The 14,134-nt window shown below is 62.3% G+C and carries 12 protein-coding genes; 11 read left to right on the plus strand and 1 reads right to left on the minus strand.

What is annotated here, in order from left to right; translation table 11 throughout:
• Positions 1-4 precede the first annotated feature (4 nt).
• The 11 genes from lpxK (at position 5) to H8K11_04755 (ending at position 13,160) form a co-directional block, all read left to right on the plus strand.
• The gene (gene lpxK, locus H8K11_04705) at positions 5-1,075 is read left to right on the plus strand and encodes a tetraacyldisaccharide 4'-kinase (GenBank protein ID MCS6263036.1); all 1,071 of its coding nucleotides are present in this window, start codon (positions 5-7) and stop codon (positions 1,073-1,075) included.
• Positions 1,068-2,756 (plus strand): lipopolysaccharide heptosyltransferase II, encoded by a 1,689-nt coding sequence (gene waaF / locus H8K11_04710; GenBank protein MCS6263037.1) that lies wholly within the window; start codon positions 1,068-1,070, stop codon positions 2,754-2,756. The genes lpxK and waaF (H8K11_04710) overlap by 8 nt, the downstream gene beginning before the upstream one ends.
• 17 nt (positions 2,757-2,773) lie before the next feature.
• On the plus strand, positions 2,774-3,817 hold the full coding sequence (waaF, locus tag H8K11_04715; protein MCS6263038.1) for a lipopolysaccharide heptosyltransferase II: 1,044 nt from the start codon (positions 2,774-2,776) through the stop codon (positions 3,815-3,817).
• On the plus strand, positions 3,814-4,917 hold the full coding sequence (locus H8K11_04720) for a glycosyltransferase family 4 protein (GenBank protein ID MCS6263039.1): 1,104 nt from the start codon (positions 3,814-3,816) through the stop codon (positions 4,915-4,917). The genes waaF (H8K11_04715) and H8K11_04720 overlap by 4 nt, the downstream gene beginning before the upstream one ends.
• On the plus strand, positions 4,914-7,055 hold the full coding sequence (locus H8K11_04725) for a sulfatase-like hydrolase/transferase (protein MCS6263040.1): 2,142 nt from the start codon (positions 4,914-4,916) through the stop codon (positions 7,053-7,055). Before H8K11_04720 ends, H8K11_04725 begins: the two co-directional genes overlap by 4 nt.
• Positions 7,056-7,107: 52 nt before the next feature.
• Positions 7,108-7,905: a glycosyltransferase family 2 protein gene (locus tag H8K11_04730; GenBank protein MCS6263041.1), complete on the plus strand. Its 798-nt coding sequence runs from the start codon at positions 7,108-7,110 to the stop codon at positions 7,903-7,905.
• A 2-nt stretch (positions 7,906-7,907) separates the two neighbouring features.
• Entirely contained in the window at positions 7,908-8,705 is a 798-nt protein-coding gene (locus H8K11_04735) for a glycosyltransferase family 2 protein (protein ID MCS6263042.1), read from the plus strand.
• A gap of 49 nt (positions 8,706-8,754) precedes the next feature.
• Positions 8,755-9,858, plus strand: a complete 1,104-nt coding sequence (locus tag H8K11_04740) for a glycosyltransferase family 4 protein (protein ID MCS6263043.1) — start codon at positions 8,755-8,757, stop codon at positions 9,856-9,858.
• A gap of 279 nt (positions 9,859-10,137) precedes the next feature.
• Positions 10,138-11,181, plus strand: a complete 1,044-nt coding sequence (rfaQ, locus tag H8K11_04745; GenBank protein ID MCS6263044.1) for a putative lipopolysaccharide heptosyltransferase III — start codon at positions 10,138-10,140, stop codon at positions 11,179-11,181.
• A complete protein-coding gene (locus tag H8K11_04750; GenBank protein ID MCS6263045.1) occupies positions 11,178-12,077 on the plus strand; it encodes a glycosyltransferase in 900 nt (299 codons plus the stop codon). Before rfaQ ends, H8K11_04750 begins: the two co-directional genes overlap by 4 nt.
• Before the next feature lie 66 nt (positions 12,078-12,143).
• The gene (locus H8K11_04755; protein MCS6263046.1) at positions 12,144-13,160 is read left to right on the plus strand and encodes a class I SAM-dependent methyltransferase; all 1,017 of its coding nucleotides are present in this window, start codon (positions 12,144-12,146) and stop codon (positions 13,158-13,160) included.
• Here the strand turns inward: H8K11_04755 and H8K11_04760 are convergent.
• Positions 13,157-14,032, minus strand: a complete 876-nt coding sequence (locus H8K11_04760) for a glycosyltransferase family 2 protein (protein ID MCS6263047.1) — start codon at positions 14,030-14,032, stop codon at positions 13,157-13,159. The two genes, H8K11_04755 and H8K11_04760, sit on opposite strands and share 4 nt — an antisense overlap.
• Positions 14,033-14,134 lie beyond the last annotated feature (102 nt).

The raw sequence follows: 14,134 nt of genomic DNA on the forward strand, positions 1-14,134 counted from the left end.
GACCATGTCGAGAGGGCTGCGGTCCTGGTTGCGGTGGCTCGGGTATCCCTACGAACTCGCGGCTCGGTTTCGGCTGTGGTGTTACATACAAGGTTGGTTCCCCACGCGCCGGTTGCCTCGTCCTGTCATCAGCGTGGGGAATCTCACGGTCGGCGGAACAGGCAAGACACCGGTCGTCATGTACCTGGTGGAGCGGCTGACGGCGCAGGGAAAGCGCGTGGCGATTCTGAGCCGAGGGTATCGGCGGCGCAGCAGGGCTCCGCAATTGCTGGTTTCAGACGGGCAACGGATTCTTGCGGGGCCGGACGAAGCCGGGGATGAGCCCTATCTGATCGCGCGTCGCTGTCCTCAGGCCGTTGTGGCCGTGGGGGCGGACAGATATGCGCTCGGCCAGTGGGTGTTGGAGCAACTTCCGGTAGATTGTTTTGTGTTGGACGACGGGTTTCAGCATGTCCAACTCCATCGCGATCTAAACTTGCTGCTGGTGGATGCGACGGACTCGGCGGGTCTGCGGGCGGCGTTGCCGGTCGGACGTTTACGGGAGCCCCTCTCGGCGGCCGCGCGCGCCTCGGCCATTCTTATCACCCGGGTCGATGAGGATCAGGAAGGAGAGTCGGTGCGGCGTCTGTTGCTCGACGCCTGCGGCTCACTTCCGTCGCTGGTGCGTGTGGGATTCCGGGCGGAGGAGTACCGGCGCGTGGGGGCGGACGAGCGGCGTCCGTTGAATGCGTTTCGCGGCAGGTCGGCTCTGCTCTTCAGTGGGATCGGCAATGCGGAATCCTTTCGTGCGTTGGTGGCCGGAGTGGGTATTACCGTGGTTGAGATGCTGGCATTTCCCGATCATGTGCACTATACCCGTGGCGTGATGGACACCATTCGAGCCAAGGCGAAAGCCTGTGGCGCCGATTTGTTGGTGACGACGGAGAAAGATGCCGACAAGGTGGCGCCGTTGTTAGCTGCGGAAGATGTCTGCTGGGCCGTGCGGCTTCGCACGGAAATCGTGTCGGGACAGGAAGATGTGGAGCGATTGCTGCGATTCGACTCGGCACCGGACGGAGCGGGGGGGCATGCGTAAGGAAGGGATCCGTCGGATCGTTGTCCGCGGGCCCAATTGGCTCGGGGATGCCGTCATGTGCGAACCGGCTTTGAGCCAGGTACGCACTCTGTTTCCGCAGGCCGAGATCACTTTGCTCGTGAAGCCCGGCATTGCGGATCTGCTGGCGCAACATCCGGCGGTGAACCGGACCCTGGTGTATGACGATCGGGGACGGCATGCGGGGCTGATCGGGAAATGGACCCTTGCCGGCGTGCTGCGCCGCCACCGATTCGACCTGGCTATCCTGTTTCAGAATGCGTTCGAGGCGGCGCTGATCAGTTTCCTCGCGGGCATTCCGAGACGATTCGGCTACGCGACGGACGGGCGAACGCTGTTGCTGACCGACCCGGTGACCGTGCCGCCACGCAGCGCGCAACGGCATCAGGTCGAGTACTACTGGGATCTCCTCAAACCCCTGGGCGGACAAGGGCCCGCGCCTGCGCCTCGTCTGTTTGTCACGCCGGACGAATCGGCGTTGATCGCCGGACGGTTGGCGGATGCCGGAATCGGGCCTTCGGATCTGGTGATCGGCGTGAACCCCGGCTCGACCTATGGCCACGCGAAGCGCTGGTTGCCGGATCGGTATGCCGAGGTCGTGAATCGTGTGGTGAAGGAGGCCCAGGGGCAATCGGGTGCCAGAGTCGGCGTGGCGATTCTGGGAGCCAAGGGTGAGGAGCCGCTGGGAAAAGCCATCGCCGACCAGATCAAGACCCGCACGGTCGTCTGTTCCGGCCAGACCACGGTACGGGAATTGATGGCGCTCGTGAAACGCTGCCAGTTGTTTCTCACGAACGACACGGGGCCCATGCACGTCGCGGCGGCCTTCAAGGTTCCGCTGGTGGCTGTGTTCGGCCCGACCGATTGGAAAACCACGTCGCCGTTCGGCGTCGACGCCAAGCTGGTCCGGCAGCCGGTGTCCTGCGCGCCCTGTCTCTTGCGGGAATGTCCCATCGATCACCGGTGCATGACCGGGGTGACGGTGGAGCAGGTCTACGATGCAACCGTGCAGCACCTGCCGCTGGTGGCTCCTCCTTCGGCAGTCGACCTCGCGCCGTCGCCGGGTGTCACTTCCCCGTCGCTGGCGGGTGTCACGGTGTTTCTCGATCGTGACGGCACGTTGAACGTCGATACGGGTTATGTGAAGTCTCCGGATGATTTCAGGGTTCTGCCCGGCGTGGGAGCGGCGTTGGCCAGGTTGAAAGCGGCCGGCGCGCGTCTGGTTGTCGTCACGAATCAGTCGGGGCTCGGGCGGGGATATTTTTCATCCAGAGATCTCGAAGCGATTCACAGCAAGTTGCGGCTCGTGCTGGCGGAGGACGGGGTGACGCTCGACGGATTGTATTTTTGTCCCCACCATCCCGACGATCACTGCAACTGCCGCAAACCGGCCAGGGGCATGATCGACCGTGCCCATGCCGAATTGCAGGTAGATCTGAGCCGCTCCTATGTGATCGGCGATAGTGCTCGCGATATCGAATTGGCTAAACAGGTGGGGGCGCAGAGCCTGCTGGTCATGACCGGCCCGTCGGGTGCGGAGGCTTTGGCCGACTTGACGGCGCGCGATCTGCCTCCTGACTATGTGGCTGAGGGGTTGTCGCAGGCGGTGGACTGGATCGTGGCCCATGCGACGCACAGGCCCGCCGTCGATGTGCAGCGCTGAGCAGCTCTGGTGGCCGAATGACCGATTCCGTACGCCGACTTTTGCTTATCAAACCGAGTTCGCTGGGCGACATCGTCCATGCGATGCCGACCCTGGCGGCGTTGCGCGAGCGCTTTCCTCAAGCCCGGGTCACTTGGCTGGTCAAGCGACAATGGGCGCCGCTGGTGGAAGTCATGGCCGGGGTCGATCAAATCTGTTCCGTGTCGGAGGGGCTCAGGGGCTGGTTGGGGCGGGTGCCCGATCTCCGGGCGGCCGGCTTCGATCTGGTCGTCGATCTCCAGGGTCTCTTCCGGAGCGGGGCGATGGCCCGGTTGACCGGTTGCGACCATCGGATCGGGTTTGCCAATGCGCGGGAGGGCAGCCCCATGTTCTACACCCAGCGGGTGGCGGTGCCTTCCGTGCCGATGCATGCCGTCGATCGTTACCTGCTGGTTGCCGAGGCGCTGGGCGCGACACGACCTACGCAGCCGCGATTCGAATTCGTCGAGCGATCGAAAGACCGTGGGGCCGTGGAGACCATGTTGGCCCGGGCAGGAATTGTCGCTCAGCAACCCTGGGTCGCCATGAACGTGTCTGCGCGTTGGGAGACCAAGCGTTGGCCCGCGCAACATTTTGCCGTGGTCGCGGACCGGCTTTCTGAGGCGCATGCGCTGCCTGTGGTCCTGATCGGCGGGCCGGCCGAGCGGCCGGAGTCGCTCGCGGTGACGGCGCTCATGCGTACGAAAGCGATTGATCTGACAGGACAGACCCCTGTAGGCTTACTCCCCGGTTTGTTGCGTCGCGCGTCTGTGTTGGTGACGAACGATTCCGGGCCGATGCACATCGCCGCGGCGGTGGGGACGCCGGTGGTGGCCCTGTTCGGCCCGACGGATCCCGTCAGAACCGGGCCCTATGGCATGGGCCATGTTGTCCTGTCGCATGCGGTGGAATGCAGACCCTGTTTTCGCCGTGACTGTACCCGTGCGGTGTCCCTCGAATGTCTGACCGCCGTGCGACCGGAACAGGTCGTTCGTGCGGTCGAACAACAACTTGAGCGATCACGCAAGCCAGGATCATTGTGAACATCATCATTGCGGAATCCAGCACGGCGGTCGGCGGGCAGGAACTGGCCGTTCTGCTCCACGCGGAGCGCCTGTTGAAACGCGGCCATCGCATTCGATTGGTCCTGGAGCCGCGCAGCCCCATCATGGCCATGGCGAGAGAGCGAGGGCTTCCGGTGGAGCCGTTTGTGATGCGGCAATGGCGCCTGCCGCTGTCGATTCTGGCCTTTCGCGCGTTGCTCAAGCGGGAGCGTCCCGAGATCGTTCATGTCAACAGTTCGCGTGACAGCTGGATTGCGGCATTGTCGTCACGCTTGCTCGATCCGCGCCCCAAGGTCATTCGCACGCGGCATATTTCGGCGCCGCTCAATAACAATGTCACCACGCATTTGCTGTATCGGCGTCTCTTCGACATGGTCATCGTGACCGGGAGCGAACGGAACCGGCAGGACCTCATTCATCGAGACGGATTGGCGCCGGACCGTGTCGCTTCGTTTCCCATCGGCTTGGATGTGGAGCATTTTTCTCCGGCCAAACCTCAACACGATATCCGGGCCGAGCTGGGGATTCCCGGCGGGCATCTGTTGGTCGGGATGATTTCCTATCTGCGGGACTATAAAGGCCACCGGTATCTTGTGGAGGCGGCCGCCAAGGTGCTGAAGCAGCACCAGGGAGTGGCCTTCCTCATCGTGGGTGAAGGGCCGGAAGAGCAGAACATCCGCGCGCAGATCGACCGTCTCGGCTTGACGGCCGACGTGCGCATGTTGGGGTTTCGCGATGACCTCCTGGATGTGTTCCGGTCCTTGAATCTCTTTGTGATTCCCACGGTCGAAGGCGATACCATTCCTCAGGTGTTGATGCAGGCCCTGGCGATCGGACTTCCGGTTGTCTCGACGACCACCGGATCGATTCCCGATGTGCTGGCCGACGGGGAATCGGGGTTCATCGTCCCGCCGCGGGATGCCGATGCGTTGGCCGACCGGATCGGCCGCCTGCTGATCGATTCCGAACTTCGCGCCGCGATGGGGCGGCGGGGCCGCCAGACGGTGGTGCAGTCCTATTCGATCGACCGGATGGTGGATGAACTGGAGCGCGTCTATCGGCGGGTGATCGCATCATGATGGAACGATGGGCGGAAGCTCGCGCCTCAATCCGAAAAAGCGTGCTGTTCTGGTGGATTCTCTTCGTCGTGATGCAAATGGCGGAGCGGATGTTTCTGCTGCGCGACGCGCTCGAGCAGGAAGCTCCCAGACTGCCGCTGCTGCTCAAAACCCTCATCGTCGGTGTGCGAGGCGACTTCATTACGGCGACCTTCGCGTTAGTGCTGGCCGGGGTCGGGGCCGGAGGGTGGGCCATGCTGCGGCACGGTTGGAACGGCCTGAGACGCGCGACGCAATCCTTCCTTCTGACGTTTCGGTCCGCGCTGCATGTCGGGTGTGTGCTGACCGGCTTGTTGTTGTTTGTCCTGCTGTGCGTGGATATGGGGTACTACGGGTTCAACCGGCAGCATATGGACTTCGTGTTCCTCGAATATATCGGCGACCTGTTTGCGCCTGCGGCGACACCGGGCGCCACCAATGTGCAGGCCATGCAGCAAACCAGCGCCGAAATAGGCGCGGCAGGTAAGTGGGCGGCACGGCTCGCGCTCTTTCTGGGCATCCAGGTTGCGGCCATGGGGCTGTGGTGGTGGAGTTTTTCTCTGGCCCTTGTGCCGGCGCTGGATCGCTGGCGGCCGGGCTCGGGGTTTCAGGCGAATACCTTCCTCCTTGTCGCACTGGTGGCCGGCGGAGCCGGGTTTCACCATTCCGGCCCCTACGGGATCCGGATCGCACCGATCGGAAGCATGGTCTATTACACCTTGGCGCAGAATCCGATCCTCTTTGCGGCCGAGGCCCTGCGAATCGCGGTGGTATCACGGGGGTCGATGGAACAGCGGGCAAATGCCGAGACGATGCCCTATGAGGTGGCCGTTCAGACGGCGCAGCGATTGCTCGGCCCCGGGGAAGCGTTCGTCGATCAACGGTATCCCCTGGTCAGAACCATGGCCGCTTCCTCGGACGGTGTTCGGTTGCCCGGGCAGGCGAACATCCTGTTGGTGTTTCTCGAAGGGCTGGATCGCCGGTATCTCGAACAGAAGTACGGCGAGGTTCAGGGGACACCGTTTTTGGATCGCCTGAAGCAGGACAGCGTCTATTTCGAGAACTTTTTCTCCAACGGCGTTCAAACGTCACGGGGACTGTTTGCGACCCTCTGCAGCGCGTTTCCGCGACAAGGGGCCGCTGCGATGAAAACGCGCTATGCCCACGATTACCTCTGTCTGCCGTCGTTGTTACAGCGTCAGGGTTACCGAACGGAGATGGTGATCGGGCAGCATCGGGACCTGAACCGGCTTCAGTCATTCGTCGCGCGCAATGGTTTGCAGCAGCTGATCGACGAGGGGGATTTTCCCAAAGACGCGGAACGGATGGGCCTCGGCATCGTGGACGGCGCCTTGTTCGACCTCTGTTACGAACGCATCAAGCAACGCCAGGCGGAGGGAAAGCCGTTTTTTCTGACGACCCTCACGTTGTCGACCCACCATCCCTTCGCGGCCCCGCAGAACCATCCCGAGGTGCGTCTGCTGCAGGAACAGGTGCCGGACAAGTATGTCGGCGCTCTCCGATATACGGATCACGAGTTGGAGCGGGTGTTCACCAGACTCGTTCGCGAGGGACTCTTGCGGAATACGGTCGTCGTCGTCCTGGGTGACCATGGCCGGCACGAGCCGGTGGGGAGTAGCGACATCGAGCGAAAGGCGGGTCATTTTGCCTCGCCGCTGTTGATCTGGATGGACGAGTCGCTGCGCACTCCATCCACCTATCGCCCGCGGACGGTATCGACCATTGCCAGCCAGGTCGATGTGGCTCCGACCCTGCTGGCGCTCAACGGCATACTGCCTGCCCTGGGGGCGTTTGCCGGACGTGACCTGACCTGTCTGTTGGTGCGGGATTGCCTGCCGGACCAGGTGGCCTATCTCACCAGTGTCTACGACAATCTGGTCGGCCTGGCCAGCCCGGACGGGCTGCTATTGTATTCGTTCTCGACCGAGTCGTTTCAGGAGGCCACGCTCAATTTCGAAGCGCTCTCCGAGCACGAGTCGGGCCGGCGACGTCGGCTTGCTGCTCGCGACCTGGAGTTGATGGCCCTCTACGAGGTCGCGAATGTCGCGCTCGATTCGAATCGCCTCTGGTCCTGGCGCGAGTTCGGGGCACGATTATGATCGTGGGGGGCACAGTTTCTTGTTCGTCGTTGTTCGATAAGGATCTGCTGCTGTGAATCACATTCCGGTGTCGGCCGTGGTCATTGCCTACAACGACGAGCCCAATATGCGGGCGTGCCTGGAGTCCATCACGTGGGCGGATGAAATCATCGTGGTGGACTCTCACAGTACCGACGCCACCGAGCGGATCAGCCGGGAGTTCACCGACAAGGTCTACCAGCATGACTTTCACGGATTCGGACGCCTACGGAACGAGGCCCTGACCCATGCCACGCACGATTGGGTGTTCAGTCTGGATACCGATGAACGGGCGACGCCGGAGTTACGCGACGAGATCCGGCGCGTGCTGGCTGCCGGCCCGGAGGCCGATGCCTACTTCGTTCCCCGCAAGAATTACTTTCTCGGGCGCTGGATCAAACATTGCGGCTGGTTTCCCGACTACCGGCAGCCGCAGTTGTTTCGCAAGAGCCGGCTGCGTTATCGGGAGGAGCTCGTCCATGAAAGCTTCGATCTGGACGGGAAAATCGGCTACCTGACCGCCGCGGCCCTGCAGTACCCGTTCAGGGATATCGACCATTACTTAGCCAAGCAGGAGCGCTATTCCGATCTCATGGCACGGCGCATGGTCGAGCAGGGGCGCCCGTTCTCATGGCATCAGCTGGTCTCACATCCCTGTTTTACCTTTCTCAAAATGTACGTCGGGCGGAAAGGCTGTCTGGACGGGGTGCCCGGACTCATCTTGTCCGGACTCTATGCCTACTATACGTTCATCAAGTACGCGCGTTTCTGGGAGTTGCAGTCACGGGCGCTGCCTAAGGGCAGCCAGGCGGCGACGGTGAAGCAGGGCTAAGCATGACGGTCACCGACGATGGAGCGGGACGCAGAACCATGACGATTGCGGCGGTAGTCATTACTAAGGATGAAGAAAAGAATATTGCCGACTGTCTCGAGTCCCTGCGCTGGGCCGACGAACTCATCGTCGTGGATGCGGAAAGCCGGGACCGGACGGTGGAGCTGGCAAAGCAGTACACCCCGAAAGTGTTTGTCCGCCCCTGGCCCGGGTACGGTCCGCAAAAAAACTTCGGCATCGATCAAGCGACGGCGGAGTGGATTCTCGTGGTGGATGCCGACGAGCGCGTGACCGGTGGATTGCGACGGGAAATCGACGCGTTACTGGCGACGGCCCCGGCGGCCGATATCGGAGGGTATGAGATTCCCCGGCGGAATTTTTTCTACGGGAAATGGATTCAGGGCGGCGGGCTCTATCCGGACTATCAGCTGCGGTTGTTCCGAAACACCGCCGGCCGGTACGACGATGTGAAGCTGCACGAAAACTTCACGCTCAGCGGGCGTCGGGAGCGGCTTCGGGAGCCCTTCGATCACTACAGCATGCCCACCGTGAACCATCACATCCGTAAGATGATGCGGTATACGACGCTTGGTGCCGATGAGAAACTCAAGCGGGTCACCCAAATCAGCGGCTGGGTCATTGCCACGCACCATCTCGGTACGATTCTCAAAACCCTGTTCTCACGCGGCGGGTATCGCGACGGGGTGCACGGATTGGTGGTGGCGATGTTTGCCGGTCTCCACACGTTCGTCAAATATGCCAAGGCCTGGGAGCGTGTGAACGTCAGGCGGGACGCATGATCGATCCATCCCTGCCCGGCATGAACCTGGCGGAGGTCCCGTTTTCCTGATGCGTATCGGGATCGACGCGGCGTCAATCGTGGGGGACAAGGGCGGCGTCGGCTGGCATACGTATCATCTGCTCCGGTCGCTGCTGGCTTTGGATGAGCAGGTCGAGTATGTCGGATATCTCCGGCCCGGGGCCCTGCAGACAGGCCGGCTCGAAGGCTGGCCCGTGCACGATCGTTTGCGGTGGGTGGAAGCGCCACGGTGGCTGATGCCATGGCGGGGGGCCTGGGACAGTCTCGATCTCTATCACGGCCCCAACTTCAAGATGCATACGACGGGACGATCGGGCGGTATCGTCACTATCCATGATCTGTGGCTGGCCCGCCATCCGGAATATTCGAGGAAGTTGTTTGGGCAGGCCGGGTCATCCCGGCGAGCGATCGCCACGGCCAACCGGGCGCGACGGGTCGTGACGGTATCGGAGTTTTCGGCCCGTGAGATAGAAGCCTTGTATGGAATTCCGCGTGAACGGGTGGTGGTCATCCATAACGGCGTGACCGAGGCATTCTCGCCGGTGCAGGATGAGCGGGGGATGGAAGCGTTGAGGGCACGGTGGGCGATCCCAGCCGCCGGATTTATTCTGTTCGTCGGCGGGGCGGATCCACGAAAAAATCACCGTGCTTTTCTGCAGGCCGTGGCGCAGTCGCGTTCGCAGCTCGGAGGGCGGGCCATTCTGCTCGTGGGAGATCCGGAGCATCCGCAGGGAAGTTACGTTGCGACGGCCCGGTCGCTCGGGTTGGAGCAGGACGTGCGTTGCACCGGTCGTCTCGATCGTGAAGATCTGCGCCGGCTGTACTCTTACGCCGACGTGTTTGTTTTTCCGTCGCTCTATGAAGGCTTCGGCATGCCGGTGCTGGAAGCGATGGCCTGCGGCGCGCCGACGATTACCTCCTCGACCTCGTCTCTCCCTGAAGTGGCGGGTGATGCGGCGGTGCTGGTGGATCCGGAGGATGTCGAGGCGTTAGGTACGGCGATGGTGAACGTGTTGTCGGATCAGGCGCTGCGACAGCGTCTTCGGACGCGTGGCTTCGAGCGCGCGCGACTGTTTACCTGGCAACGCGCGGCGTGGCGGACCAGTGCCTTGTATCGTGAACTCTGTGCCTGAGGCAGGCTGTTGAAAAGTCCCACCAGCGTCGTGCTCAACGTCTGTGAATCGTGAAGCGTCTCCCGTCGGAGGCAGAGCATATGGCTGGTGGCGTATAGCTGAGAGTAAAGACGCCCGCTCTCGATTTCTGGCCATATGCTATGAGCTATATGCCATAAGCTCTTTTCGGCGGACGAGAGACGAACGACGCTTCACGAGCGACGGACGGATGTGCGATCCTCGACGTTGCCTGACGTTATAGGAACAGTGTTGCAGCGAGCTGCTAAGAGCGACGGCGAGATGGATCTTCAGAACATTCTGATCATCAAATTGCGGCACATCGGCGATGTGCTCCTATCGACGCCGGTGTTGCGCGGACTGCGGACTGCCTTTCCCAGGGCGCACCTGACGATGCTGGTCAATCGTGGAACGGAAGGGGTATTGGCCAATAATCCCGACGTGAACGAGGTGTTGTGTCTCGACAAGGGATCCTGGGACGCGCAGCTGAAGTTTGTGCAGATGCTGCGCCGGCGAGGCTTTGACGGCGTCGTCGATCTGACCGATGGCGATCGCTCGGCCGTTATCAGTCTGGCGACCGGTGCGTCCGTCCGTATCGGCTTTAACTCTGAACATCGCTGGCGAGGGCTCTTGTACAGCACCGTGGCCAGACCACGCCCGACGGATCAGCATCGCGTGGACTACGATCTCTGCGCTCTGCGGGCTCTGAGTCTCGATCCGAAGCCGGGCACCCCCGCATTGTACCCGTCGCAGGCAGATGAGCAGGCGGTGGAGACCTGGATGCAGGAGGCCGGGCTCTTGTCTGCGCAATCCTCTCAATTGTTGATATTGTTGCAACCGGGGGCGCGCTACTCGCTGAAAGTCTGGCCGCATGAACGGTTCGCCCAGCTGGCCGATCGTCTCGCCGACAGGTTTGCCTGCCGGATTCTTCTGGGCGGCGATCAGCGTGAACGCGAGATCGCCGAGCAGGTCGCCCGCAAGACGCGTTGCGCGCCCATTGTGGTGGCGGGAAAGTTTTCGCTCCTGCAGTTTGCCGCGTTGGTCAAACGTTGTGCGTTGTTCGTCGGAAACGACGGAGGCGCGATGCACATCGCCGCAACGATGGGCACACCGGTCGTGGCGCTTTTCGGGCCGACCTATCCGCAACGGTGGGGGCCGCGCGGCGGACCGTCGCAGGTGATCTACAAAGGCCTCGATTGTCGTGCCTGTTATCATCCGACCTGCTTGCGCGGGGACGAGAGTTGTATGCAACAGATTGCAGTGGATGAGGTCTTTACGGCGGCCGGCCGGATGTTGGAACGCACGCCGGCGAGGGCAGAGACATGAGCGACGAACTGGTCAGCGTGGTCATTCCGGTGTTTAACGGTGCGCCGTTTGTCGCCAAGGCCGTAGCCAGCGTGCGGGCGCAGGGACATGGTGCCGTGGAAATCCTGGTAGTGGATGACGGATCGACAGACGGAACGCAGGAGGTGTTGAAACGTCTCGAGCACAGCGACGGCATTCGATGGTTTCAGCGCAGCCACGGCGGGCCGGCCCGTTCCCGCAACTACGGCATCGCCGCCGCGCAGGGGCAGTTCATCGCGCTGCTGGATTGTGACGATGTCTGGTTGCCGGGCAAACTCGCCGCCCAGTTGGCGATCATGCGTGCCCGGCCGGACGTGGGGATGGTGCATACGGACTTCGAGGTGCGCTTTGAGGACGGCACCTTGGAGGAGCGTGTGTCGGCGCGGTCGAGCCGTGAGCCGATGGTGCAGGCGTTTGCCGGCGGTCATGTCGCGCTGCCGTCCACACTCCTGATCCGGAAAGCGGTGCTCGATCAAATCGGGAGTCTGGATCCTGAACTGTACGGGTCGGAAGATTCCGATCTCACGATCCGGCTGTTTCGGGTAACCAGGTTCGAGTGCATCGATGAGGTGTTGGTGCACAAGCTCCAGCGGGGGCACGGCTATCGAGACATGGCCTTCGATGAGCAGACCCATCGAGAGCGGGTCCTCGCCAGTCGAGATCGCTTTCTCATGCGCCTTGAGGGGTTCACTCCCCTGACGGCGGAGCAACGCGCCGCATTGGACCGGGAATGGGCGAACTACTATCTATTAAAAGGGGCGGCGGCAGAACGGGCCGGCCGTCGGGGTGACGCGCGCCGGCATTATTGGTCGGCGATCCGCAAGGCCCCGACCCGTATTCGATGTTATACGCGCTGGCTGCGCGCGCTGAAGCCGTAACGCCGACGCCGGGTCTGTTTCTCAAGTCTCGCGGCGATCGCCTGTAACCCAATTGCCAGAGGGGCTATGGAAACCATCAGTTGCGACCTGTGCGGGGAGGCGTCAAACACAGCCCTCTTCAGCCAGTACGATCTCACCCATCACGTCACCGACGATTTATTTACGGTCGTGCGCTGTCAGGGCTGCCGCCTGCTGTTTTTGAATCCTCGCCCCACTCGCGAGGAGATCGGCGGGTACTATCCGGACACCTATTATCCCGAGGCCGCGCCTCGGCAGGCCGGCGATCTCCGCCGCACAGCCAAACGATGGTCGGGAAACATCCGGCGATGGATTGCCCAGGATTTCTATGGTTATCCGGCGTCGGAATCGGCCCGTCGGTGGCAATGGGCGCGCCGGCTCCTGTTATGGCCTGAGTTCCTGTGGCGCCGTTGGCGGGGGCGAGGGCTGCTTCCATGGGTTGGGCAGGGGCGGGTGTTGGATGTCGGGTGCGGTTCGGGAGGCAATCTGGCGGTCCTGCAGGAGCAAGGATGGAACGTGTCGGGGGTGGATGCCAGCGCGGTGGCCGTGGCGCAGGCGCAGGCTCGTTTCGGCGACCGGGTCCGTCAGGGCGATCTGGCCTCGATGGCCTATCCGGAACGGACGTTCGATACGGTCCTGTTCAGTCATGTCCTGGAGCATGTACACGCTCCGCTGCCGCTTCTTAGGGAGGTCTGGCGGATTTTGGATTGGGAGGGGCGGGTCGTAATCCTCTGTCCGAATGCCGGCAGCCTGGAAGCCAGAATGTTTGGACGATGGTGGTTTCCGTGGGAACTGCCGCGCCATCTGTACCACTATGAGCGCGCCACGCTGACGCGCGTGTTGGAGGCAGCCGGGTTCCGGATTGAGTCGGTCCGCACCGGTTTGGGATCGCTCTACTTTATGGCAAGCCTGGACCGGTGGTGTGAAGAGCGGTTCAAGCGCGCGGTGCCCTGTCGCCGGCTGATTGAGAAAGTGCTCATCCGCCCGTTCTGTTTCTGTGTCGGGCAACTAGGGCATGGGACTGAGTTGAAGGTGTCTGCCAGGAAAGATCGGAGCGCAGGCTAGACGAAATACGATCTGACCAGACGCGACCAGGTTTTGACGTTGAGCGGTTCGTGGCGCAGGGCCGACTGGAACGCCTGACGAGCGGCGGTGGGCGTGTTGGCCCGCAGGTGGTGTTTGCCCAGGTCGGCATAATAGATGGCCCAATCGTGCGAGAGGGCATCGCCTTCGGGGGTGCCGGGTCGGCAGGAGGCAGCGTGTTTTTCAAGGAATCGATGCCGACCGTCCAGTGCGCGTAGCGAGGGGATATCGCGCGACGCATTGTGTCCGTAGAGCCGGTGCCGATAGAGCGGTTTGGGAAGATGAATGAATCGGCCCGGACCGTAGAGCCGGATGATCAGATCGATGTCCTCCCAAATCGAAAGGGCCGCATCGTAGCCGCCCACGGCATCGAAACAGGTCTTGCGGAAAAGCGAGCCCGATGTGGCGGCGTCGTGTCCGCCCCGCAGCAATTGCGTGATGCTGCGCTGCTGTTTCATCGCGGCATCGTATTCAAGCATCTCGTTCCGTTCATTGACCTGGTACCCGTCGCAGTGCACGAGTGTTGCCTGCGGAGCGCTCTCGAGGATGCCGAACGTGGCTTCCAGGAAGGTGGGCTCCCACAGATCGTCCTGATCGAGAAATGCCAGATAGGGGGTTTGGGCCAGACGCGCGCCGGTATTCCTGGCGGCGGCCTGTCCGCTGTTCTGTGAGTGACGCACGTAGCGGACCTGCGGGATGGCTTGCACCAACGCGCCCGTACTGTCCGTCGAGGCATCGTCCACGACGATGATCTCTGAGGCGGCCAGGGTTTGCGCGCGCACGGAATCGATGGCCTCTTTCAGATATCTGGAGGTGCCGTTGTAGGCGGGAATGACGACGCTGATCTGTGCCACGGGCCTGAGTTCCTTGGAGGTGTCAATCGGTAACATAGGCAGTGAACGCAGTCAACCGGCGCTGCTGCGGAACGATCCAGGGGACATCGAGCCGGCTGCCTT

It is taken from the genome of Nitrospira sp. (assembly GCA_024998565.1).
Taxonomy (GTDB): Bacteria; Nitrospirota; Nitrospiria; order Nitrospirales; family Nitrospiraceae; genus Nitrospira_A.

Bases quoted from the DNA above. Each gene is read 5' to 3' on its own strand.
- lpxK (MCS6263036.1), top strand. From the start codon at position 5: ATGTCGAGAGGGCTGCGGTCCTGGTTGCGGTGGCTCGGGTATCCCTAC.
- waaF (MCS6263037.1), top strand. From the start codon at position 1,068: ATGCGTAAGGAAGGGATCCGTCGGATCGTTGTCCGCGGGCCCAATTGG.
- waaF (MCS6263038.1), top strand. From the start codon at position 2,774: ATGACCGATTCCGTACGCCGACTTTTGCTTATCAAACCGAGTTCGCTG.
- H8K11_04725 (MCS6263040.1), top strand. From the start codon at position 4,914: ATGATGGAACGATGGGCGGAAGCTCGCGCCTCAATCCGAAAAAGCGTG.
- H8K11_04735 (MCS6263042.1), top strand. From the start codon at position 7,908: ATGACGGTCACCGACGATGGAGCGGGACGCAGAACCATGACGATTGCG.
- H8K11_04740 (MCS6263043.1), top strand. From the start codon at position 8,755: ATGCGTATCGGGATCGACGCGGCGTCAATCGTGGGGGACAAGGGCGGC.
- rfaQ (MCS6263044.1), top strand. From the start codon at position 10,138: ATGGATCTTCAGAACATTCTGATCATCAAATTGCGGCACATCGGCGAT.
- H8K11_04750 (MCS6263045.1), top strand. From the start codon at position 11,178: ATGAGCGACGAACTGGTCAGCGTGGTCATTCCGGTGTTTAACGGTGCG.
- H8K11_04755 (MCS6263046.1), top strand. From the start codon at position 12,144: ATGGAAACCATCAGTTGCGACCTGTGCGGGGAGGCGTCAAACACAGCC.